Genomic DNA, 22,077 nt, shown 5'->3' with positions numbered 1-22,077 from the left:
CTCGCTCACCGCGTCTGAGCGCTCTCTTCAGTCACGTCGAGCCAGTACCGTTCCCGCCAACAGCACCGCGACGGCAGCGAGCGCCACCGGAACGCCGAAGCCGGGTACCTCCTCGACCGTCGCAACTGGGCCGCCGACGGTGACCGTCGTCGTCGCACTCCCGACGGCGACCTCGTACCGGCCGCGTTCGTCGAACCGGAGGGCCGCGTCGACCGTCGTCGTCTCGCCCGGCCGAATCGCTACCGGCCGCTCGGCGACGGTACCCTCCGCGGTCCGGAACGCGAGGACGGCCGCACCCGGCCGCTCGCCGGTAGCTTCGACCGTCGCGGTCACTGTCACCGGCTCGCCGGGACTGGCCGCCCCGGCGGTCCGGAGGTCCGTGACGGTCACGCTCGAGGGCGCGCGGACGACGGCTGTCAGCCGCTCGTCGCCGACGCGAACGTCGTACGTGCCGGGCCTGGCCGGCGTCCACGAGAGTCGGTGGGTCGCCCGCTCGCCGGACGCGAGCGTTCCTCCTCGGTGGTCGACGGCCTGCCCGTCTATCTGCAGCGTCGCGTCGTAGGTCCCGCTGCGTTCGCCGACGTTGTCGACCACAGTCGGGATCGAGACTGTTTCGCCGGCTGGAACTGCGATGACGTCGGGTGTCCCGCTCTCGCCCCCGCTCGTTTCGGGCGACCAGCGCTCCCATTCCTGATCCGCCACTTCGATCGGTCCGTTACCGATTCCGTACTCGAAGGCCGCGACCGGCTGGCCGAAGGCGGCCTCGTGCTGGCTGCGGCCCCACATCGACGGCGTCGCGTCGGTCCGCGTGTACCGCTCGGCGGCCGCACGAACCTCTTCGCCGCCGGCCTCCTCGAGCGCCGTCAGGAAGTCGGCCTCGGTTATCGTCCCTTCCCGTGCGTTCAGGGTCCGGAAGACGTCCTCGAGCGTCCGATCCCCGTCGGTCGCGAGCCGCAATCGGCGATCGAGTTCGCCGTAGACGAGCGCGCCCTTCGCGTAGTCGACGCGTTCACCGTCCCACGTCGAGGGTTCGGCGAGGACCCCGTCGGCGTACGGCGAGCGCTCACCGCGCTCGAGGAGGGAGCTGAAGTCCGAGAACTCGGTGCGGCCGGTCTCGAGGGCGATCAGGCCGGCGTAGTAGTCGGCCTGCCCCTCGACGAGCCACTCGACTTCGGGCGCGACGGCGTCCTCCGTACTGGAGAAGCGCTGGCGAACGTGGACGTATTCGTGGATCCAGACCGGGTTGGGTTCGTCGAGGGTGGCGTCGTCGACGACCCACGCGTCCGACCGGCCGTACTGGATCCCGCGTGGCCCCCAGTCGACCGTGTTCGGCACCGCGACGACGAACACCTCGTCGCTTCGCATCCCGACCTCGAGCCGGCCGCTCGCGTCCGAAAGCGCCGATAGGATCGCGTCGGGCGACTCCTCGAGGTCGGCGGCGTCGGGAACGACCAGCCGGAACGTTTCCCCGTTCACGTCGCGCTCGTACGCCGTCACCGCGCCGAAGAAGGCGATGTCGCCGCCTGTCGCACCTGGTCCGTCGACGGTCACCGTCTCCTCGAGTCCCACCGGTTCGGTCCGTCGCATCGAGATCCCCACGCCGGGGACCGGAACGACGCCCCACTCGCCCGTATCGACGAACGTGTACCCCTCGCCGGACCCGCCGGCCCGCTGCTCGCCCTCACCCACTCGATCGGACGGCATCGCGTACCGCACCGTCGGCGACGCCGTCTCGCCGGTCCACCGGAACGTCCGTTCGCCCGTCCGCTCGAACCCGGTCGTCGACTCGACGCTCGCACCCTCCTCGAGTTCGATCTCGAGTTCCGTGACCGAGTCGGGAACTCGGAAAGTCATCTCGACCCCGAACGCGTCGGGATCCGCCGGCCGATGGCTGAGGACCGTCGTCCGATGAAGGATATCCTCGACTCCGCCGGTCGCGGTCGCCGCGCCGGAACTCGTCTCGACCGCGGCGAGCGAGTCGGCAGGTGCCGGAGAATCGATTTGGGGGGCCGACTCGAGCGCGCCGACGCCGGCCGGCAGACTTCCGACTAGTAAGACGACGAATACCAAGACGGTGGCTCGAGATTTCACTAGCCGTCTCTGGTAAGTCGGCGATCAAGACTCTTGTGGCAGTATGACTATACAGAAAGGCGGAACGAGAGACGGCGTGAACGGTAGTCAGTAGCCGGTCTCTTTCGATCGACTCTAAAACCTATACCAAACAGGGCGATCGGTTATGCTCAGCTGGAATCGTGTCTCTTGATTCGAAGAAGCATGCCGAGGCTCACGAGCACAACGAGAGGTAGTACGACGAAAGCAACTGCGTAGTAAGGGTTGTTCAAATTCAGTTCCCTGCTGCCACTCAGATACGGGACAAAAAGGAGGCAAAAAACGGTGAGAGAAGAAAATATAGTTATCTTTATTGACGTTTCTTTGGAGGGGGTCCCGGATGCCATTGATGAGATGTGTTAAGATTTTGAGAACGGACGTTACTGGGTGCGAATCTCGTAAATATCGATATCAGCGAGGTTCGGCCCATGGAACCACAGTTTTACACCTCTTCCTTCATTGTTTGCGGTTAAGAGAGTTGCGCCACCGCCCATGAGTATACCTGCGCAGGCCGCGACCGCGGCCGCTCCTTGACCTATTCCAGGGACAAAATTGGCTACGACAGCAGCGACTTCGGATAGGACTGCGCCTCCGACCAGTTTGTTCCGAATCTCGGTAGTAGTACAGTCATCGAACCAGAAGATATGTCGCAATCCCTGCCAGTGAAGCCTGGTTTGATAGTCGTCCCTTCCGGAACAGTCTGCTGCAGTCGTAGTCACGCTCGAGAAGGAAGAGACGGATTCGGTCGAATCGACTGGAACGATCGTGACTCGACCGTCTTCCTCCTCGAATCGGATTTCACCGTCGCCTTTGGCCTTGTTGAATCCGCTGACCGCCTTCGAGAGATAATTGTCCCCTCCGTGGTCGGGACCGATGTACACTAGATCACCGTCGTCGTCGATTTCGTAGTACTTGGTTCGTTCTCTCGAGTCCGCCGCGCCAGTGGCCGAAGCCACTAGTGGAAATGCAGAGAGACTCCCGATGCCCGCTACTGATCGAATAACGTTTCGACGAGTCGGTGAATGGTTTTTCCTAACCATTTCACCTCCTGATACAGAGCCCTATTATTTTAATCTTATCTAGTTTTAATTATCCCTTGGCATTACAGTAGAGATCATTTTATACAGTAGGATCAAATCATCGGTCGTCCGCACTGCCTCACCGCTCGCGCGAAACCCGGGTCAAAAACCGTCTCGCTACTCGCAGGATACTCCGTTCTCCGTCTGCGCACTGGTTCGAAGCGCCCATTCACATGGTCTGCGGGACCGAAGGTCCCGCGCTATTCGCTTCCGAGGGCCGAGCGAAGCCCTCGCGTCGTTCGGCGGCGACTAATCCGATGCTTCGGCAGCCGCCAGCGGCTCGATCGCGATCTCCATCGTCACGCCCTCGACGTCCCACTCCTTGCGGTGGCCGTCCTCGATCGCGCGACGCTCGTCGGCCCGGACCTCCTGACGGATCAGGTCCTCGCGCTCGGCGACGAGGTCGGCCACGTGGTCGTCGTCGATCGCGAGCTCGAGCGCGATTCGCTCTTCGACGTCGAGATCGAGGTCCTTGCGCATCTCCTGGACGCGGCGGATGACCTCGCGGGCGTAGCCCTCGCTCTCGATGTCGTCGGTCAGCGAGGCGTCGACGTAGGCGACGCCGCGGTCGTCGCCGTCGGTTCCGAACGCGGTGCCGGCGACGCCGTCGGGCGTCTGGGTGACGAACGATACCATCTCCTCGGTGATCGATTCGTCGTCCTCGAGCACGTCGGAAACGGCCGCCTCGAGCGCATCGAGGCTCGGCTCGTCGATCCGGGCCTCGTTGAGCGCGTTCATGACCTGCCCGGCGCGGTCGCCGAACGCGGGACCGAGCTCGCTCATGTCCGCTTCGGCGCTGTACTCGAGTTCGCCCCAGCGGTCGTCCGGCGAGACCAGTTCGATCTCGCGGGCGTTGAGCCGGTCCTCGAGCAGCCCGGGGTGGCGTTCGACGGCCTCGACGACGCGGTCGTCGTCAGCGGCGACGACCACGCGCGGGACCGGCCAGCGCAGCTTGCGCCCGGCCTGCTGGCGGGCGTTCGCGCCCGCTTCCTCGATCGCGCGCAGGAGAGACACGTCCTCCTCGAGCTGGTCGTCCTCCCAGTACTCGTCGACTGCGGGCCAGTCCTCCATGTGGACGGTGGGATGGCCCGCGTCGCCGGTGAGCGTCCCGTAAATCTCCTCGCTGATGAAGGGAGCGTAGGGGGCGAGCAGCGCGACCGTCTCCCGGATGACGCGGTAGATCGTCGCGTAAGCGGCCGTCTTCGAGGCGCTGTCCTCGTCCTCCCACATGCGCTCGCGAACTGCCTGCACGTAGAATCGCGAGACGTCCTCGACGACGAACTCGATCAGGGCGTCGATCGCGCGGTCCTGTCGGTAGTCCTCGAAGTGTGCAGTCATCTCGGCCTTCGTGGACTGCAGCCGGGCGAGCACCCACTCGTCGATCACCTCGAGGTCGTCGTCCACGTCCTCGAGCGTGGTCTCCTGTGGATCGAACTCATCGAGGCGCATGTACGGCAGCGGGAACCGAAAGACGTTCCAGAGCGTCCGGAGGTGGTTCTCCATCGTCTGCATCCCGTCCCACGAGAAGCGCATGTCGTCGCCCTGCGGGTTGTTCGACAGGAGGAACATGCGCATCACGTCCCGGCCGTGGCGGTCGATCGCCTCGTGGGGATCGATCAGGATGTCCTTGGACTTGCTCATCGCGCGGCCGTCGGGCATCAGCGCGTGGCCGTGCATCAGGACCTCTTCGTAGGGGATATCGCCGATCGCAGCGGTTCCCATCCCGAGCTGGGACCAGAACCAGCCCCGCGTCTGGTCGTGGGCCTCGAGGATGAGGTCGGCGGGCCAGAGCTCGTCGAATTTGCTGTCGTCAGAGGGGTAATCCAGTGTTCCCCACGACGCGACCGAGGAGTCGAGCCAGACGTCGAAGACGTCGGGAACGCGCGTGTAGGTGGTGCCGTCTTCGGTGATCGTTAAGTCGTCCACCGTGTCCTTGTGGAGGTCGACCTCGTCGGGGTCGACGTCCTGATCGACGCGCTCGGCGAGTTCCTCGCGGTCGCCGATGACGATTCGATCCTCGTCGTCGTCCCGAGCCTCGGGCGTCCACACGGGCAGCGGGATCCCCCAGTAGCGCTGCCGGGAGACGTTCCAGTCCGGCGCTTCCTCGACGAAGTCGCGGAAGCGGTTGTCGCGGGCCCACTCGGGGTGCCACTCGCTGTCCTCGATGTTCTCGAGCAGTTCGTCCTTGACGTCCGTGATCGTGATGAACCACTGGTCGGTAACGATCTGGATGATGCCCGTATCGCAGCGCCAGCAGTGCCCGTAGCTGTGGGAGATCGTCTCCGAAGCCAGCAGCGAGCCGTCGGCCTCGAGGTCAGCGATGATCTCCTCGTTAGCGTCGCGGACGAACTCGCCCGCGTACGCGCCGCCCTCGTCGGTGTAGACGCCGTCGCCGCCGACGGGACAGAAGATCGGGAAGCCGAGTTCACGGCCGCGCTCGAAGTCCTCCTCACCGTGGCCCGGCGCGGAGTGGACGAGCCCGGTGCCGTCGCCACCCGTGTCGACGTAGTCGGCCGCGTAGACCTCGCAGGCCCCTTCGTGGTCGGGGTAGTCGGGGACCTCGTCGGCGAGCGGGTGCTCGTACGACCAGCCGAGCAGGTCCTCGCCCGTGTGCTCTTCGACGACCTCGTAGTCGTCGTAGCGGCCCGCTTTCAGCACCGCCTCGTGTTTCTGTTCGGCGACGTACAGCAGTTCTTCCTCTCCGTCTTTCTCGGCGCGGACGCCGACGTAGTCGCCCTCCTCGTCGACCGCGACGAACGTGTTCGCCGGGATCGTCCACGGGGTCGTCGTCCAGATGACGAGTTTCCCGTCGCGGTCCGCGAGATCGAACTTGACGTAGACCGACGGATCCTCGACGTCCTCGTACTCGACCTCGTTGTTCGCGATCGCGGTCTCACAGCGCGGACACTGCGAAATCGAGCGGTGGCCCTTCTCGACCAAGCCGCGGTCGGCGGCATTCGAAAAGCCCCACCAGGCAGCCTCCATGTACTCCGGGCTGACCGTCCTGTAGGGGTCGTCCCAGTCCATCCAGACGCCGAAGTCCTGGAAGTCCGACTGCAGGCCCTCGAGCTGTTCCTCCGCGTACTCCTTGCAGGCCTCGATGAAGTTCTCCTCGCCGTACTCCTCGATGTCCTTCTTGTTCTCGAAGCCCAGTCGCTCCTCGACGCGGGTCTCGATGGGGAGCCCGTGCATGTCGTAGCCCGGGCGATCCGTCACGTCGTATCCCTGCATCCGCAGGAAGCGGATGTATACGTCCTTCAGCGACTTGTTCCAGGTGGTCCCCATGTGCGCCGATCCCGACGTATACGGCGGGCCGTCGACGAAGAAGAAATCGTCGCCGTCCGATCGGTGCTCGACCGTCTGCTCGTAGGCGTCGACGTCGTCCCAGTACTCGAAGACCCGCTGCTCGAGGTGGTGCGGATCGTACTGGTCGTCGACCTCGCCGAACCTGCTCATACCCGACCTAATCGCCTCCGGCAGTAAAGAGGAATCGATATTGCGGGTCGCCGGCGTCACCGCCGGGGCGGCGCTCAGGCGACCCGAACCGCGCGATGTCTAGACGTATCGCGAGAGGACCTTCTGGTAGCCGATGCCGTAGGTCCCAGCGTAGAGCATGACGCCGCCGAGCGCGCCCAGCCACAGCGCGATCATTGCCTCGCCCGCGCCGAGGTGCTGGACGCTCGCCTGCTCGACGAGCACGCCGCCGACGGTCAGCACGCCGGCGACGAGGGTGTAGATGACTAACTGGAGTGATTCCGCGAGGAGTTCCGGCCCGATCGATGGCATTGACAGTCTGTTAACCACCCGGCGGACGTAAACCTGTCCCCTCACGTGCGACTCGATCGCACGGTCGGAGTTCCGCTGGACGACCGAGTGCGCCCGGGCGGACCGACCTGCATATACCCTCGCAGCCGTACGCTCGAGTGTGCCCCCCTCCGACGACACCGACGCCGGCCACGGATCGGCCGACGGCGCCGAATCCGATTCGACTTCCGGCGGCGAGCCCGCCTATCCGACCCGCCGCAACGTTCTCGAGCCCGACTGCGCGCGCTGTCCGGCGCTTGCCGAGTCCCGCGAGTGCATCTCGTGGGGAACCGGCGACCCCGACGCCGAGGTCGTGGTCGTCGGCGAGGCCCCCGGCTACGGAAATCCGGACGCCGACCGCTGGCGGGGCGGCAACTGGACCGGCAAGGCCTACACCTCGCGTCACTCCGGCCGGCGCATCCGGCGTATGCTCGAGCGGGTCGGCTACGGCGACGCCTACTTCACGAACGCGGTCAAGTGCTTCCCGGCCGATCCGGACGATCCCACCACGAACCGGGAGCCGACGCCCGAAGAGCGCTCGACCTGTCGGTCGCACCTGCTGACCGAACTCGAGACGGTCGACCCCGCGGTGGTGCTCGCGACCGGCAAACACGCGACGAAGACGGTGCTCGCGGCCGAGAACCGAGCGCTCGAGGGATTTATCGATAGCGTACTCGAGCCGGTTCGGTGTGAACGGCTCGGCGTTACCCTCGTTCCGATTCTCCACCCCTCGTACCAGGACGTCTGGATCGGCCGGCTGGGATACGAACCGGAGGCGTACCTCGAGGCGATAGAGGAGACGCTCGACGCGCTCACCGGCTGAGAATCCGATCGGCAGCCTGGTCGGGTCGCGTTAGTCGCTCGTCGTTTCGCTTCGGGCGTCCAGCCGCCCGGCCTCGGAGGCCGTCTCGAGTGCGGGCGGCATGACGTCCCACCGATCCGACGTGACGCCGTCGACGCCGGCCTCGTGCAAGGTGCGGACGTCGTCGACCGTCCGCGCCGCCTTCCAGGCGATGACGCCCAGTCCGCGGTCGCGGGCGGCGGCGACGACGTCGGTGTCGACGCAGAGATCGAAGTGGGGGAAGACGTGGGTACACTCGAGGTCGACGGCTCGCGAGAGGTTGGCGTCCGGATCGTCCTCGAAGAGGAGGCCGTTTGGTACGTCCAGCGGGGTCGCTGCGACTTCCGCGAGCGCCTCGGGGAGGAACGACGTGATGCGAACGTCGGCACCCGCCGCCATCGCTAACTGCATCGCGTCCGCGGCGATGCCGGTCTCTTTGAGCTCGAGTTGGACGGTAGTGTCGTCGGGGACGGCCCGCAACGCCGTCTCGAGGCGGGGAATCGATTCGTCGGAGTCGAGGACCGTCAGTTCGCGGAGGTCGGCCCACGGCGTCTCCGAGACGCGGCCGTCCGCATCCGTGACGCGCTCGAGGGTCGCGTCGTGAAAGACCACCAGTTCGCCCGTCTCGCATCGGCGAACGTCGATCTCGACGGCGGGCAACCGCCGGGCGGCTTCGCGGATCGCGAGGAGGGTGTTTTCGGGAACCTGGTCTGCGCAGCCACGATGGCCGATAATCTCCATCTATCCGGTTCGCACGGCGGAGCAGTCATCAATATTTTGCTTTGAGCGCGCTATTTTGTCCGATCTTCCGAACTGTCCCCGAAGTGAGACGGTCGGACCGACGTCGTGACGGGTTCGAAACCGCCGTCGCCGATCAGGCGCACTGAATCCGCTCGGACGCGAGCCACGATCGTGCCTGCTCGAGGTCCGACGGCCGGTTCACCTCGACGTGGCGATCGGCCGGGATCAGCAGCGGGCGGGTCGGCGTCCGCGGATAGACGTGCGGGTACCAGTCGTCGAGCCGCGACCGGAGGACTCGCATCGCTGCCTGCCGGTTGATGCTGCTCACGATACCGAAGCCGGCGTGCTGGTGACCCTCGATGAGCCCGTATTCGGTCACCCGTCCCGACTCGTCCCAGCGAATCGCCGTGTCCTCGTCCTGAATCCCCGGGAGACAGCCGACGAGGTTGTAGCCGTCATCTAAGGCGTCGAACTGCGCCGTCAACCGGCCGACCTCGCGTTCGTCGAGGAGCACGTCACCGTTCAAGACCAGCAGGTCGTCGTCGATGCGGGCGAGCGCGAGGAGCAGCGACGCGGCGTTCTCGTACTTCGTCCACTCGTCGAAGACGATGGGGTCGTCCGGATCGTACTGCTCTCGGACGGTCTCGTGGCGATAGCCGAGCACGATGCTCGTCCCGTCGACGTGCGGGTCGAGGACGTCGCGCTGGCGGTCGTACAGTGTCCGCCCGTCGAACTCGAGGAACGCTTTCGGCACGTCGTCCGTGTGGTGGCCCATCCGTCGGCCCCGTCCCGCCGCCAGGATCACGCCGCGCATCGGACCACCTCCCTGGCCGCGCGCTCGCCGGCCCGCCCGTCCATCGGAATGCCGAGGTCCTCGAGCCACGACGCGCGCCGACGTTTCACTGCGGCCGGCTCGCCGTGCCGGTACAGGTCGTCGACGAGTTCGAGGTCGAGATCGTCCGTCGTGACTCCGATCGCCGGCACCTCGCGATCCGGCGCGTCGATGTCGGTGAGTTGGACGAGCGGGCGGCCGGTGTGGAGCCACTCGGCGATCGCCCCGGAGTAGTCCGAGACGAGCACATCGGAGCGGCGCATGCTCTCGAGCGGCGTCGCGGCCGTATCGAAGACGACGTTCGGGAGGTCCGCGATTCGCGCTTCGCACTCGCGGGTGACGTCCAGCCCGGGGCCCTCGCTCCTGTCGTGGGGATGCGGCCGAAAGAGCAGTTCGTAGGCCGTGTCGGCGAAACACTCGACGACCGAGCGGGCGGTGTTCACGTACGCACCCCGTCCGAACTCGGTGTTGGTCGGCGCGTACAGTACCCGGCGCTCGTTCGGCGGCGGCGCGTCGACTAACTCGTCTGCTTCGGGGATTCCCGTGACCGAGACGGTCACGTCGGGCGGCGCGGCGTTCCGGTACGCCCGCGCCCACCGCTCGCCGGGCGCGAGCGCGGCGGCGGCGTGCTCGAGGATCGTCTCCGTCGTGACGGCGATCTCGTCGCGGCCGATGGACGCGCCGTGTCGGAGATGAACGAGCGGGTACTCCTCGTAGAAGGAGAACCGATCGATACCGAACCGGTGGTTGTAGACGACCACGCCGGGATCGATCGATCGGACGTTCGCGTCGACCGCGTCGGGGTCGTCTACCTCGAGTTCGGCGATACGGTCGCTACAGCCGCGAGCGTCCGGGCGAACCGGAACGAGCGCCGATTCGGCGTCGACGTGGCGGTCGATCGCTTCGAACGTCTTGCGCATGAACGGCCTTTCGATCGCGTAGAGTACCTCTACCATACAGTGACTCACCTCCGGACGCGCCGCGAAGCGGCCGAAGTCGGTCGACGGAACCAGCCGACCGTGTTCCGTCATCCGACCTGAACGCTACGTACCGGTACATCGGTGACCGTAATAACATTTGTACTTGTATCGACTACCAAATAGTACATATAACTATATAGGCGCGGTATTTCCATTTGAATGGACAGTTTATAGCACTTGACTGATACGAACAGTCGGAGAGCCGAGCCACGGAAACCGAGGTGCGCTCGAGCGAGTAAGCTTCTTACAGCGGGCCGACACACACTCGCGTATGAGTACGATCTTCAGTCAGATCGTGGAGGGAGAGATTCCGGCCCGAATCGTGTACGAAGACGAGACGACGGTCGCCTTCCTCGATGCCAATCCGCTGGCCCCGGGCCACACGCTGGTCATCCCGAAAGACGAGTACGAGCGGCTGAACGACGTTCCCGACGACGTCGCCGCCGACCTCTACGACACCGTCCACCGCATGGTTCCGGCCGTCGAGGAGGCCGTCGACGCCGACGCGACTACCGTCGCGTTCAACAACGGCGAGGAAGCGGGCCAGGAAGTCCCCCACGTCCACTGCCACATCGTCCCCCGGTTCGAGGGCGACGGCGGCGGCCCCATCCACGCCATCGCGGGCGATCGACCCGACCTCGCCGACGACGAACTCGACGACATCGCCGCCGACATCGAGTCTCGCGCCTGAACCGACGGCTGCGATGACGAGTCCGTTTCGCTCGCTGGTGGTCGGTCCACGAGCGGCGCTCGAGTTCGGGACTGACCATCGATCGGAACCGTTCTCGGCGAAAATGTTCGTCACGGTATCCTTCCGCCGCCGCGTTCAACACGGGCGACATGAGCGATCGAGAGGCCACCCTCCGAGACCTCGCGGCGACCCTCCGCGAGCACGACGCCGTCAGCGACGCCTTCATCGCGAAGAGTTTCACCGATCAGCAGCTGATCCTCGACCTCGCGGACGGCGACTCGCTGCCGCCGGATCTGGCCGACCTGCTCGCGGACCACGACCTGCGCGGGGCAAACGAGGTGTACGGAAACGGCAGGACCGACCCGTCGTTCGCGGGCGATCTCGAGGGGGCAACGCGCCACCAGTTCGTCGACACCCGAACGCGCGGCGATCACCAGTCGTACGTCGTGGACTGACGAGGGTCTCGACGCACGGGCTGCCGTGACGTTTTTGTCGTCGACCGCCGAGTCTCGGGTATGAGCCTCGCCGGCATCGCCGCCCGGATCCGCGAATACCCCATCGCTGCGATCTTCGAGTTCGGCAGCGTGCTCGTCTGTTTGCTCCTGTTTGCGGGTACCTTCGTCCTCCTTTCGACCGGCGCCCCGACCGGTCGGGGCGATCCGTGGCTGGCGCTGATCGGCGTCGGCGTCGCCTTCGTGCTCTTCTGGACGGCGCTCGTCCCGCTGTACGAGCGGACGCTGTAGTCAGAGCAGCGTCCCGAGCAGGAGGTCGCCGTAGACCAGTGCGATCATCAGCCCGGCAAAGATCGGCACGAGAAACGGCGTTCCCGGCGATATCCAGACCGTTTCCTCGGTCGCGAGCACCTCGAGCCCGTCGCGCAGCGTTTCGGGCGTGGTCCCGTAGGCCGAGCCGTCGATATCCTCGAGGAAGACCGCGGCACCCCACGAATCGTCGTCCTCGGCAGCGACCGGATCGTCGGCGCTCGCCTCGAGGGTCCCGCCGTCGCCGCGAGCCTCCACATCGGCGGTCACCGCCCCGTCGGTCGGCGGGTTCGGCTCGGCGGGGAGCGTCGCCGGATCGCGATACCGGTCGGGCTCGTCGCGCAGTTCGGCGAGCGTGAGCCCCCGCCAGCGGAGGTACATCCGCAAGGCATCGAGGTCGAGACCGCCCCGGGAGAGCCCCGACGGGGTCTCGAGCAGGCGACCGTGGGTTTCGGGAATCCGTTCCCACGAGGTCGGCCAGCCGACGAACATCACCGGCGCGATCCGGCCCGCGACGGCGTTTCGAACGGCGAGAGCGAGCGGGAGGACGACGCCGACGAGCACGGCGTTCGTCAGAATGGTGAACGAGAACGCGCCGATCGGCGGCGTCTCGAGCGGAACCGACCACGGACCGAACGCGTACTCGGGGAACGTCGGAAAGAGGACGGCCAGAACGAGCAGGGCCTTCGCGTCGGCCCCGCCGAAGCCGCCGACCCACCAGAACAGGTAGGCGATCGGGACGACCAGTCCGACGCTGATCGCCGTCGGTAGCAGGAATTCGTAGGTCCAGCCGGTTCCGCCTGCGCTCCAGGCCAGCCAGCCGTCCCAGACTAGTAGCGCGGTCCCGAGCACGGAGAGGGGGATCCAGACGGCGCTCGAGACGCGGCGCGTCTGGATATCGCGGACGGCGGTCCAGGCGAAGACGGGGACGGCGACCAGCCGAAGCAGGTCCGGACCGGTCGCCGAGACGCCGGAAACTGTCACGGGCGACACTCTCGAGCGAAGGAGCGTTACGTTTTCGGCTCGGCGGACGCGACCCGTCTCGGGGCGGACGGCCTGTCGACGGAGCGGATCGACCGGGTATCACCCACAGCGGAGCGAACCGCACGGCAGTCGCAACGAACGGTACGAGACCGTGACAGCGCGATCAGGTCGGTGCGACGCCGTCGACATCGGCGAGGGACCGGTTTTTGAGAGCCCGCCCGTCGCGGTCGTCGAAGAGGTGGATCGCCTCCGGCGGGATGGCGGCGACGACGCGGTCGCCGCTGGAGACGTTTCGCATCCCGCTGATAGTGACGATGAACATCTCCGGATCCGGACGGTCGTCGTCGGCGAATCGAAGGTAGACGTTGTTCGACTCGCCGACCGGCTCGACCACGTCGACGACGCACTCGAAGTTGTGGTCGCCGACCGCGGACTCCTTGCGGTGGAACTCGATATCCTCGGGCCGGACGCCGAGCGTAACCTCGGTCGCGTCGTCCAGTGACGACCGAACGTCGTCGGGGAGCGGATACGTGAAGCTCTCGCCGGTCAACGTGTCGCCCGACAGCGTTACGTCGAAGAAGTTCATCGACGGATCGCCGATGAAGCCGGCGACGAACCGGTTGTTCGGTGTGTGGTAACACTCGAGCGGCGTCCCGACCTGCTGGAGGACGCCGTCGTTGAGTACGGCGATGCGATCGCCCATCGTCATCGCTTCCGTCTGATCGTGCGTGACGTATACCGTCGTGACGCCGAGATCCTCCTGAATGCGCTGCAACTCCGTCCGCATCGTCGCGCGGAGCTTGGCGTCGAGGTTCGAGAGCGGCTCGTCCATCAGGAACGCATCCGGGTCGCGGACGATGGCACGGCCGAGCGCCACTCGTTGTTGCTGGCCGCCCGAGAGCTCCGATGGTTTGCGGTCGAGCAGGTCTTCGATGCCCATCATCGTGGCCGTCTCCTCGACGGTGGCCGCGATCTCCTCGTCGGCCATCTCGGTCGATTCTTCCAGCCCGAAGCTCATGTTCTGCCGGACGGTCATGTGGGGGTACAACGCGTACGACTGGAACACCATCGCGATGTCCCGTTCGGCTGGCGGCGTGTCGTTGATGTACCGGCCACCGAGCCGGATCTCGCCGTCGGAGACCGTCTCGAGACCGGCGATCATTCGGAGCGTCGTCGACTTCCCGCAGCCGGACGGGCCGACGAGCACGAGGAACTCACTGTCGGCGATGTCGATATCCACACCGTCGACGGCGACGACCTCGTCGCTACCACCTTCGTTGAACACCTTCGTTACCGAATCGAGCGTTAGTTCTGCCATGTTAGATCACCTGTGGAAATCGTTCCGGAGTTCATGCTGTCACCCCATCGGCGAACTTGTCGCCGAACAGGATGTAGACGACCAGCGTTGGAAGCGCCGCCAACAGCGACGCGGCCATCCGCAGCGGGTAGTTCGTTCCCGATTGTGACGTTCCGATCCCGACTAACTCCTGTGTCACGACCGACGCGTCGCCGAACTGGACGATGGTCAGCGCGAACAGGAGGTCGTTCCAGATCTGCGTGAACTGGTAGATGAAGACGACCGCGAACATGGGTATCGACAGCGGAAGCACGATGCGACGGTATATCGTCGCCACCGATGCCCCGTCGAGTCGAGCCGCTTCGATCATCTCGCCGGAGAGTTTCTTGTAGTGGGCACGGAACAGGAGCGTACAGATCGGAATTCCGTACGCCGTGTGGGTGACGATGAGCGCCACCAGCTTCCAGTGGTACTCCTGAACGAACGGAAGGCCGGCGAGCGGGAGGAACATCGTCCGCAGCGGCACGACGTTGTACCAGAACTGGGTCAGCGGCACCAGAACCGCCTGATAGGGGATGAAGATACCGGCGATGAACAGTGCGTAGATACCGACCTGGCCGCGCCAGTCGACGTTCGTCAGCCCGTACGCTGCCATACTGCCGAACAGTCCCGACAGGATCGTGGCCGGGACGACGAGGATGAAGCTGTTGACGAGTCCTCTCGACAGTCCGTCGAACGCGTTCCCGATCGGCTGGAGCGAGAACCGCCCGGTTCCGGGCACCAACGGCTCGAGCGGCGGGAGATACGGTGTCGACCCGGTGTACGTCTCCGGCCGAGTGATAGCCGTCATCAGTCCCGTTTCGATGGGGACGAGGTAGAACACGGCCATCCCACCCAGAACGGCGTAGAGGGCGATACGCTTGATGCGCGCACGCGTCTCGTTCTCCTCACCTGTCGCGCTCGCGCTGCTCGTTGCGCTCTCGTCGGTGGTCGCGGTTGCGCCGCTCATAGTTCACCCCGTCGGTACTGCGAGTAGATGTACGGTGCGACGATGAAAAGCGCCATCACGAACAGGATGACGGCGATGGTCGCGCCGTACGCCCAGTTCTGATTGGCGTACGCCTCCCTGACCATCCGCGTCGCGAGGATGTCCGCCGACGGACCGGGCTGGTACCCGCCGTACATCGAGAAGAGGAAGTCGAAGGCCTTCAGCGCGAACACCGTGATGACGACGAGCGCGCTCACGGTCGCCGTCCGAAGCTGCGGGATGATGACGCGCCAGTACATCCGGACGGTGCTCGCACCGTCGACGCGTGCCGCCTCGAAGTGACTCGACGGAATACCCCGCAGCGCCGCCAGATACACGATCATGGCGTAGCCGCTGAACTGCCAGATCAGGGCGAAGGCGACGGCCCAGAGCTTCAGGTCCGGATTCTGAACGATCTCGACCGGCCCGAACCCGATCACGCCGAGGGCGATGTTGATCAGCCCCGTATCGGGATTGTACATGTAGAGCCAGAACTTCGCCGTGACGACGAACGAGAGACTCATCGGGAGAAGGTAGATCGTACGGAGCGTATCCTCGAAACGGATCTTTCTGTCGAGGAGTATCGCTAACAACAGCCCGAGCGCGAGACAGACGGCCGAGAACACGATCATCAGCGCGACCGTGTTCTGCAGGGAGTTCCAGATCGGATCGACCGTCAGTTCCGACCACGTCGGTGTCCCGCCGTTGAAAGCGATCACGTAGTTCTCGAGATCGAGCGAGCTGTAGTCCGGGCTCCCGAGACCGGTGAAGTCGGTCAACGAGAGGACGGCGTTCCAGAGAACGGCACCGTATACGAACAGTCCGACCAGCAGGAACGGCGGCAACCAGAAGGGGGCCGACCGGACCGAATCCCGACGTAAAAGCGAGCGCTGTAACGGTGTCTCGCCGCCGTCCGCACGGATCTCGCTGTCGGGCCAGCGATTCCGGAGCCTGTCTATCAGTTTACGCATAATATATTCACCTGAGGCCTTCTCTTACTGGAAGGCGCTGATGAGGTCGTCCGCGGTCGCGTCGGCGTCGTAGCTCTCGAGGAAGCCGCTGAACGCGCTGCCGATGTTCGTCGCGATACTGGGCGAGACGGCGAGCCCGTGCTGGATGGACGGCGGCTGATTGTCCGCGTTCGTGAAGTCGTCGTACTGATCCTGCTGGAAGGTGTTGAGCGCCGACACATCGGCGTCCTTCCGCGGCGGGATGGATCCCTTCTCTTTGTTGAACAGGACCTGACCCTCGGCGCTCCCACAGTAACCGAGGAAGGTCTTGGTCGCCTCCGGCGACGGGTTGCCGTCCAGGTACGGGAAGGAGTCCATGTTCAGCAGGTAGTTCCCGCTCGTTCCGGGGTAGGCGACCTGTCCCCAGTCGTCACCGTAGTTGAACTCGTCGTTGCCGCTGTAGGCGCCCGCCGCCCAGTCACCCTGATGGATGAAGGCGGCCCTGCCGTCCATGACCATCTTGTTCGCCTCGGTAAAGCCGATCGACGAGGCGTCGCTCGGATAGTACTCCGTGAGCTCCACGACGTTCTCGAGGGCAGCTCGGACCTGCTCGACGTCGCCGTTCCCTTCGATGAACGCGTTGTACCCGTCGATACCGGCCTCCGCGAGCAGGATAGTCTCCCACAGCTGAATCGTCGACCACGCACCGCTGGTCTGCTGTGCGAACGGGACCGCGTCGGTGTTCTGCGCGACGGCCGCGCACGCGTCAACGACGTCGGCCGGGGACGACATCGACTCGGGGTCGACGTCCGCCTCCTCGAGGACCGACGTGTTGTAGAAGAGGTTGTTGATGCGGTGGATGTTGAGCGGGACCGTCACGTACGTCCCGTCGAGTTGGGCCTGTTCCTTCGGCCCCGAGAGGTAGTTCTCCTTGAGGTCGTCGTTCCACACGTCGCCCTCGATGTCGGCGTACGCGTCGCCGAACTTGGTCAGCGTCTGGCCGGGCCACGTCTGGAACGTGCTCGGCGGGTCGTTCGCCTGGAGCCGGTTGGAGATGACCTGGTCGAGGTTGCCACGAGCGGCACCGTTGACCGGTTCCTCGGCGAACTCGACGTCCGGATGTGCCTCCTGGAATCCTTCGACGAGGGCCTCGATAGCAGCGTTTCCGTCGCCGTCGGACCACGCGTGGAGCAGTTCGATCGCGTCCGATCCCGATTCGCCACCCGTACAGCCGGCCAGACCGACCGCCCCTGCTGCGGCGGTTGATTTGAGCACTGTACGACGCGAGAGCGAAATATTGGTATCTGTCATAGTAATTGAACCTACGTGTCTTTCGTTCGGAGCAGTTCTCCCTCTCCACTGCTTCCCGTGTTATGCTTTGACGACACGTACGAAGAAACACGTATACCCTTCTGAGTAAATCTTTCGGTATAGTTCATAGTCGATCATTCAGTACACGTAATTATTGTGGTATAACTTCGGAATATTCTCGGGTTTAGAATCGAAAGTGGGTTTTCGAGAGCGAAAGCGACACGTTAGTAGCTCTATTTTCGGAATCTGATCCATACTATATTTGATATTATTCCGATATTCGCTCGGGCGAAACTGCGGAGTTAGTACTGGTTTCGTCGCTCAGTTTGTAGTCAAAAATATTTACTCAGCCCTTATTTATAATTTTGGTTTTCGGTCGTAGTAGAAGCGCGTCAAGTGGCAATATGGTTGATTGTAGCCGTTATTGTTCGATATCATATGCTCGAAGGTCTATCGAGATCCGGAACGGTCGAAAGAGAAACGGGCGCCAGGTACGCGTTCTCTGCTCCAGTGTACGGAATCGACCGTCGATGCTCGAGGAGAACGTGTCGCACTGTCGGTCGCTGCAGTCGGTTCGTATCCCGTGGGCGGACCCGACGACCGCACTCGAGGCGATCCGTGCAACGAACACTATATCAGCCCGCACTGACAAGGCGGCGGGCATGAGGGAAGGCGCGGCGTTCTCGACGCTGTACGTCGGCGTCCTGCTCGCGGTCCCGGGTGCGCTGGCCTGGGTGACCGGCGAGGCGCTGCTCTTCCCGAGTCTGGGGCCGTCCGCCTTTCTGCTGGCGACGGTCCGGGACGGTGAGGTCACCCGCCCGCGACGGGTCGTCGGCGGCCACCTCGTCGGCGTCGCGGCCGGGCTGGTCGCCTACCACACCATCGCCCCGGGACTCACCGTCACGGCGACCGCGCCGATGCTCGCCGCCGGCCAGCTCCGACTCGTCGCCAGCGGCGTCCTCGCCGTCGTCCTCACTACCGGCGGGATGCTCGTGACCGAGACGGTCCACCCGCCCGCCTGCGCGACGACGCTCATCGTCTCGCTCGGCCTCCTGCCGTCGCTCGTCGACGGCGCGCTCATCGCCGTCGCCGTCACCGTCCTCGTCGCCGCCCACGAACTCGTGAGTCGGGAGCGACCGGGGCTCTCGAGTGAATCGTCGCCGTGATCGGAATCGACCGTCAGTCCAGCAGCGAGGTGGCCTCGAGCGACAGCCGTCGGTCGACGTGACGGCCGTGAGAGAAAAGAGCGCAACCGGACGTAGCCGTGGGGCCGAGTCAGCTACTATCGCACCACATCTCTCGCTCCGGCTACGCGGTATTCCGACGCGACAGTCGAGGCTGATCGTCGGGGACGGAGACTGCGAAAGCGGGATGTGCGCGTGGAAGGAGTCGACGCGTCGAAAAAACGTGTCTGTGGCCAGCGGCCACGGTATAGTTTAAATGACGCGGTTCTGGAGGTAGTCGAGGTGCTTCGCGTTGTACACGATCTTGACCTCGTCGGTCTCGGCCGAGCCGATGCAGGTCAGGCGGACGTTCTTGTCCTCGACCTCCTCGTCCGAGAGGATCTGCTGCATGTCCATCTCGATTTCGCCCTCCTTGACGATCGCCGCGCAGTTCGCGCAGGCACCCGCGCGACACGAGAACGGCCAGTCGTAGCCCTGGGCTTCGGCCGCCTCGAGGATGTATTCGCCCTCGGCAACGTCGAGCGTGCCGTAATCCTCATCGTCGAGGCCGGCGTCGGCGGCCTCGTCGAAGAGGTCGTCGTCGTCCATGTCCCAGCCGTGGTCGTCCAGTACTTCGTAGTTGAGGTATTCTACCGTGGGCATCACTCAGCGGTTCGAGGCCCGCACTGGTATAGCTTGCTGTTCAGTCCTAAATTGTCTTTGAGTCAGAACCGGCCAGTTCGAAGGGAAGAATGCCGTCATTTGTTAGAAGATGTTCGGTCGAGCGGGAGACGAAACAGAAATGTTTCGGTGAAGTCGGTGAGACGGGGGGTATTTGCCGCCTTCGGAATTCGGGGGCAGACGGACGGACGACGGCCCGTCGGCCGACGATCGGCCACCGGAACTCAGATCGGAACGACGAGGAAGAACGCGTACGCCAGTCCGGCCGACGCCGAGGGACCGATGATCCAGAACGCGACGAATCGAGCGACGGCGTCCGGCCGGACCAGATCGTCGGCGTCGATAACGTCTTCGGGCTCCTCTTCCCCGATTTTCGGGACCTCGTCGGGAGTCTCCTGCGTGAGGACGTTCGTCGAGAGCTCGAGGGTTTCTTCGCCCCGTGCGAGGCCGGCGATCGTCGCGGTTCGGCTGGCTCGACCCCAGCCCAGTCCGACGATCGTCATCACGGTCGCCATCACGAGGCTGATCGGAATGCCGATCGCGGAGAGGATAGTGGTGATCGTGGCGGCGGTGACGGCGACGATCAGCGCCGCCAGCAGCGGGAGCTCGGTGAGGTCGTTGCCGACGGCCTCCATCGTTCGGCGAGCGATCGTAAAGCCGCCGAGGCTGATCGCGACGGCCCCGATCACGATGCCGAGGTTCGTTCCGTCGTACCCCCCGATATCGAGCGCGCCGCTGCCGACTAACGGTGCGACCGCGTTCGCGACGTTGCTCGCGCCCGCGCCGAAGGCCATGTAGCACGCGATGACGACGATCAGGATCGTCGTGGCGAGCTCTTTCCCAGTCGTTCCCGGCCCCATCGCCGGTTTCGGGACGGGGGCCGATCGATCGAACGTCAGCAAGGGGCCGCCGGACTGGCGGATCTCGAAATAGCGGTCGAGGTACGGATAGAAGTAGCGACCGACGATGCCGCCGATCCAGAACGCGAGGATTGGCGTGACGACCCACCAGGAGATGATCCGGCCCATGACCGCCATATCGAGCGTGCCGGTTGCGAGCCCGAGACCGGCGATAGCACCGACGGCGGTCATCGATGTCGGGACGGGGACGCCGAAGAGGTTCGCGAGCAGCATCCCCAGCCCGATGAAAAAGAGCACGACGATGCTAGCCTGTAGCGTGAAGATCTCGGCGGGGACGATGTCGCCGCCCATCGTCGCGATGACGTTCCGGCCGACGGTCCAGCCGCCGACGAAGACGAAAATCGACATGAGCGCCGCGGCCGCCGTCTTGCCGATGACGCCGGCGCCGACGGCCGGTCCCCAGGCGATCCCCGTGGACGAGCCACCGATGTTGAACCCGACGAAGACGGCCACGACGATCCCGACGACGAGAATCGCGGAAACCATACCCCAGCCCATTCTGCCTGTCGAAAAAGACGTTTCGGAGCGACGATACGACTATCATCGACCACGACAGGTCCCCGGATCGAGATTCCGAATCGGGGCGATCGTCGAACTGTCGCTCGGGTGTCAGAACCCGAAGATCGGAACGAACCGGAAGGTGAGGTAGGCACCGATCGTCGAGATGGCGGGCACGACGTTCTGCATGAGGATCACGCGGGCCGTCGTCGAGGGATCGAACAGGTCCGACGCCTTCGGAATGTCCTCGGGCTCCTCCTCGCCGATCTCGGGGGAGCGTTCGCCCTCCTCCTCGGCGGTCAGCGCACCGACCGAGACGCGGGTCTCCTCGCCGCGGGCGGCATCGGAAAGCGTCGTCGTCCGGGTGGCCCGGCCCCAGCCCAGCCCGACGATGCTCATCGTCGCGATGACGACGAAACTCGCGGGGATACCGATCGACGAGAGGCCGACGACGATCCCCGAACTGATGACTGCGACGACGATCGCCGCCGTCAGCGGGAGGTTCGTGATGTCGTTGCCCAGCGTATCGAGGGTACGTCGGGCGATCGTGAAACAGCCGACCGCGACGGCCGCCGAACCGATCAGGATCAGCGTCGTCATATCGACGTCGCCGGTGCTGTAGATCGGCGCGATCGCGTTGGCGATGTTGCTCGTCCCCGAGGCAAAGCCCATCAGACAGCCGATCGCGACGACCACCAGCGCGCCGACGATCTCCCGCCGGTTGGCGTCGAGGCCGAACTGTAGCCGCGGGACCAGGCCCGACCGATCGATCGTCACCATCGGTCGCCCCTCCTCATCGGCCTCGATGGCGATCCAGGCGTTGATCTGCGGGTAAAAATACCGCCCGACGACGCCGGCCACCCAGAAACCGATGATCGGCGCGACGACCCACCAGACGACGATCTCGCCGAGCACCTCGAGGTCGAGTTCGCCGGTCGCCATCCCCAGCGCGGCGATGGCTCCGACGGCCGTCATCGACGTCGAGGCGGGAACGCCGGCGTAGTTGCCGACGAACAGCGCGCCGCCGATGAAGAAGAGGACGGCGACGTTCGACCGCATCGTGAAGATCGAGGTGTCGGTGACGAGCTCCCTGCCGAGCGTGTCGACGACCTGCGGGCCGATCGTGTAGGCTCCGACGAAGAAGAAGATCGACATCAGGCCGGCAGCCATCACCTTCGTGATCACGTTCGCGCCGACGGCCGGCCCGAACGCGGGGCCGGTCGTCGAGCCGCCGATGTTGTAGCCGACGAAGATTGCAGTGAGTATCCCTACGATAAGCAGTACTTCCGTCACGGCAGACAACTCGTACGTCCGATCGTAAAAACACGCCTGTTTACGATTCCGTCATTAAACCGAAGACGGCGGGGCGACTCGAGACGTGCGTCGGTCTCGCGTGGAGCCCGGGACC

20 protein-coding genes are annotated in these 22,077 nt (G+C 64.8%); 5 read left to right on the top strand and 15 right to left on the bottom strand.

What is annotated here, in order from left to right:
* Positions 1–27 precede the first annotated feature (27 nt).
* The 4 genes from NDO75_RS14955 to NDO75_RS14940 form a co-directional block, all read right to left on the bottom strand.
* Entirely contained in the window at positions 28–2,091 is a 2,064-nt protein-coding gene (locus NDO75_RS14955; protein ID WP_310907319.1) for a hypothetical protein, read from the bottom strand.
* A 398-nt stretch (positions 2,092–2,489) separates the two neighbouring features.
* A complete protein-coding gene (locus NDO75_RS14950) occupies positions 2,490–3,149 on the bottom strand; it encodes a hypothetical protein (protein WP_310907318.1) in 660 nt (219 codons plus the stop codon).
* A 288-nt stretch (positions 3,150–3,437) separates the two neighbouring features.
* Positions 3,438–6,644 carry an isoleucine--tRNA ligase gene (gene ileS, locus NDO75_RS14945; RefSeq protein ID WP_310907317.1) on the bottom strand — a complete coding sequence of 1,069 codons (3,207 nt, stop codon included), beginning with the start codon at positions 6,642–6,644 and terminating at the stop codon, positions 3,438–3,440.
* A 99-nt stretch (positions 6,645–6,743) separates the two neighbouring features.
* The gene (locus NDO75_RS14940) at positions 6,744–6,974 is read right to left on the bottom strand and encodes a hypothetical protein (RefSeq protein WP_310907316.1); all 231 of its coding nucleotides are present in this window, start codon (positions 6,972–6,974) and stop codon (positions 6,744–6,746) included.
* Between the two features lie 139 nt (positions 6,975–7,113).
* Between NDO75_RS14940 and NDO75_RS14935 the strand changes: the two genes are divergently transcribed.
* The gene (locus tag NDO75_RS14935; RefSeq protein ID WP_310907315.1) at positions 7,114–7,815 is read left to right on the top strand and encodes a uracil-DNA glycosylase; all 702 of its coding nucleotides are present in this window, start codon (positions 7,114–7,116) and stop codon (positions 7,813–7,815) included.
* Positions 7,816–7,845: 30 nt separating this feature from the next.
* On the opposite strand, the gene NDO75_RS14930 is transcribed toward NDO75_RS14935, so the two are convergent.
* The 3 genes from NDO75_RS14930 to NDO75_RS14920 all read right to left on the bottom strand — a co-directional run bounded on the left by NDO75_RS14930 (position 7,846) and on the right by NDO75_RS14920 (position 10,362).
* The gene (locus NDO75_RS14930) at positions 7,846–8,574 is read right to left on the bottom strand and encodes a glycerophosphodiester phosphodiesterase (protein WP_310907314.1); all 729 of its coding nucleotides are present in this window, start codon (positions 8,572–8,574) and stop codon (positions 7,846–7,848) included.
* A 133-nt stretch (positions 8,575–8,707) separates the two neighbouring features.
* Positions 8,708–9,388, bottom strand: coding sequence for an NTP transferase domain-containing protein (locus NDO75_RS14925; protein WP_310907313.1), 681 nt, complete (start codon positions 9,386–9,388; stop codon positions 8,708–8,710).
* Complete coding sequence (locus tag NDO75_RS14920) at positions 9,376–10,362, bottom strand: CDP-glycerol glycerophosphotransferase family protein (RefSeq protein ID WP_310907312.1); 987 nt, start codon at positions 10,360–10,362, stop codon at positions 9,376–9,378. Before NDO75_RS14920 ends, NDO75_RS14925 begins: the two co-directional genes overlap by 13 nt.
* A gap of 295 nt (positions 10,363–10,657) precedes the next feature.
* Here NDO75_RS14920 and NDO75_RS14915 point away from each other — a divergent pair, with 295 nt between their 5' ends.
* The 3 genes from NDO75_RS14915 to NDO75_RS14905 all read left to right on the top strand — a co-directional run bounded on the left by NDO75_RS14915 (position 10,658) and on the right by NDO75_RS14905 (position 11,820).
* On the top strand, positions 10,658–11,077 hold the full coding sequence (locus NDO75_RS14915) for an HIT family protein (RefSeq protein WP_310907311.1): 420 nt from the start codon (positions 10,658–10,660) through the stop codon (positions 11,075–11,077).
* A 149-nt stretch (positions 11,078–11,226) separates the two neighbouring features.
* Positions 11,227–11,532 (top strand): hypothetical protein, encoded by a 306-nt coding sequence (locus tag NDO75_RS14910; RefSeq protein WP_310907309.1) that lies wholly within the window; start codon positions 11,227–11,229, stop codon positions 11,530–11,532.
* 60 nt (positions 11,533–11,592) lie between these two features.
* The gene (locus tag NDO75_RS14905; RefSeq protein ID WP_310907308.1) at positions 11,593–11,820 is read left to right on the top strand and encodes a hypothetical protein; all 228 of its coding nucleotides are present in this window, start codon (positions 11,593–11,595) and stop codon (positions 11,818–11,820) included.
* Here NDO75_RS14905 and NDO75_RS14900 read toward each other — a convergent pair whose 3' ends face one another.
* The 5 genes from NDO75_RS14900 to NDO75_RS14880 form a co-directional block, all read right to left on the bottom strand.
* Positions 11,821–12,822 (bottom strand): A24 family peptidase C-terminal domain-containing protein, encoded by a 1,002-nt coding sequence (locus NDO75_RS14900; RefSeq protein WP_310907307.1) that lies wholly within the window; start codon positions 12,820–12,822, stop codon positions 11,821–11,823.
* Between the two features lie 163 nt (positions 12,823–12,985).
* The gene (gene ugpC, locus NDO75_RS14895; protein ID WP_310907305.1) at positions 12,986–14,140 is read right to left on the bottom strand and encodes a sn-glycerol-3-phosphate ABC transporter ATP-binding protein UgpC; all 1,155 of its coding nucleotides are present in this window, start codon (positions 14,138–14,140) and stop codon (positions 12,986–12,988) included.
* 31 nt (positions 14,141–14,171) lie between these two features.
* Positions 14,172–15,128 carry a carbohydrate ABC transporter permease gene (locus tag NDO75_RS14890; RefSeq protein WP_310907303.1) on the bottom strand — a complete coding sequence of 319 codons (957 nt, stop codon included), beginning with the start codon at positions 15,126–15,128 and terminating at the stop codon, positions 14,172–14,174.
* On the bottom strand, positions 15,125–16,117 hold the full coding sequence (locus NDO75_RS14885; protein WP_310907301.1) for a sugar ABC transporter permease: 993 nt from the start codon (positions 16,115–16,117) through the stop codon (positions 15,125–15,127). The genes NDO75_RS14890 and NDO75_RS14885 overlap by 4 nt, the downstream gene beginning before the upstream one ends.
* A 24-nt stretch (positions 16,118–16,141) precedes the next feature.
* Positions 16,142–17,371, bottom strand: coding sequence for an ABC transporter substrate-binding protein (locus NDO75_RS14880; protein WP_310907299.1), 1,230 nt, complete (start codon positions 17,369–17,371; stop codon positions 16,142–16,144).
* A 698-nt stretch (positions 17,372–18,069) separates the two neighbouring features.
* Here NDO75_RS14880 and NDO75_RS14875 point away from each other — a divergent pair.
* A complete protein-coding gene (locus tag NDO75_RS14875; RefSeq protein WP_310907541.1) occupies positions 18,070–18,573 on the top strand; it encodes an HPP family protein in 504 nt (167 codons plus the stop codon).
* A gap of 270 nt (positions 18,574–18,843) precedes the next feature.
* Here the strand turns inward: NDO75_RS14875 and fer are convergent, their stop codons facing one another.
* The 3 genes from fer to NDO75_RS14860 all read right to left on the bottom strand — a co-directional run bounded on the left by fer (position 18,844) and on the right by NDO75_RS14860 (position 21,962).
* On the bottom strand, positions 18,844–19,233 hold the full coding sequence (fer, locus tag NDO75_RS14870) for a ferredoxin Fer (protein ID WP_310907297.1): 390 nt from the start codon (positions 19,231–19,233) through the stop codon (positions 18,844–18,846).
* A gap of 242 nt (positions 19,234–19,475) precedes the next feature.
* Positions 19,476–20,657 (bottom strand): anion permease, encoded by a 1,182-nt coding sequence (locus tag NDO75_RS14865; RefSeq protein ID WP_310907296.1) that lies wholly within the window; start codon positions 20,655–20,657, stop codon positions 19,476–19,478.
* A gap of 123 nt (positions 20,658–20,780) precedes the next feature.
* Entirely contained in the window at positions 20,781–21,962 is a 1,182-nt protein-coding gene (locus tag NDO75_RS14860; RefSeq protein WP_310907295.1) for an anion permease, read from the bottom strand.
* Between the last annotated feature and the right edge of the window lie 115 nt (positions 21,963–22,077).

The sequence above is a fragment of the Natrinema sp. 1APR25-10V2 genome (genome assembly GCF_031626495.1).
GTDB lineage: Archaea > Halobacteriota > Halobacteria > Halobacteriales > Natrialbaceae > Natrinema.
This window is presented reverse-complemented; position numbering and strand designations above follow the sequence as displayed.

Bases quoted from the DNA above. Each gene is read 5' to 3' on its own strand.
- ileS (WP_310907317.1), bottom strand. From the start codon at position 6,644: ATGAGCAGGTTCGGCGAGGTCGACGACCAGTACGATCCGCACCACCTC.
- ugpC (WP_310907305.1), bottom strand. From the start codon at position 14,140: ATGGCAGAACTAACGCTCGATTCGGTAACGAAGGTGTTCAACGAAGGT.
- NDO75_RS14910 (WP_310907309.1), top strand. From the start codon at position 11,227: ATGAGCGATCGAGAGGCCACCCTCCGAGACCTCGCGGCGACCCTCCGC.
- NDO75_RS14950 (WP_310907318.1), bottom strand. From the start codon at position 3,149: ATGGTTAGGAAAAACCATTCACCGACTCGTCGAAACGTTATTCGATCA.
- NDO75_RS14885 (WP_310907301.1), bottom strand. From the start codon at position 16,117: ATGCGTAAACTGATAGACAGGCTCCGGAATCGCTGGCCCGACAGCGAG.
- NDO75_RS14940 (WP_310907316.1), bottom strand. From the start codon at position 6,974: ATGCCATCGATCGGGCCGGAACTCCTCGCGGAATCACTCCAGTTAGTC.
- fer (WP_310907297.1), bottom strand. From the start codon at position 19,233: ATGCCCACGGTAGAATACCTCAACTACGAAGTACTGGACGACCACGGC.
- NDO75_RS14865 (WP_310907296.1), bottom strand. From the start codon at position 20,657: ATGGTTTCCGCGATTCTCGTCGTCGGGATCGTCGTGGCCGTCTTCGTC.
- NDO75_RS14915 (WP_310907311.1), top strand. From the start codon at position 10,658: ATGAGTACGATCTTCAGTCAGATCGTGGAGGGAGAGATTCCGGCCCGA.
- NDO75_RS14930 (WP_310907314.1), bottom strand. From the start codon at position 8,574: ATGGAGATTATCGGCCATCGTGGCTGCGCAGACCAGGTTCCCGAAAAC.
- NDO75_RS14875 (WP_310907541.1), top strand. From the start codon at position 18,070: ATGAGGGAAGGCGCGGCGTTCTCGACGCTGTACGTCGGCGTCCTGCTC.
- NDO75_RS14920 (WP_310907312.1), bottom strand. From the start codon at position 10,362: ATGGTAGAGGTACTCTACGCGATCGAAAGGCCGTTCATGCGCAAGACG.
- NDO75_RS14905 (WP_310907308.1), top strand. From the start codon at position 11,593: ATGAGCCTCGCCGGCATCGCCGCCCGGATCCGCGAATACCCCATCGCT.
- NDO75_RS14925 (WP_310907313.1), bottom strand. From the start codon at position 9,388: ATGCGCGGCGTGATCCTGGCGGCGGGACGGGGCCGACGGATGGGCCAC.
- NDO75_RS14890 (WP_310907303.1), bottom strand. From the start codon at position 15,128: ATGAGCGGCGCAACCGCGACCACCGACGAGAGCGCAACGAGCAGCGCG.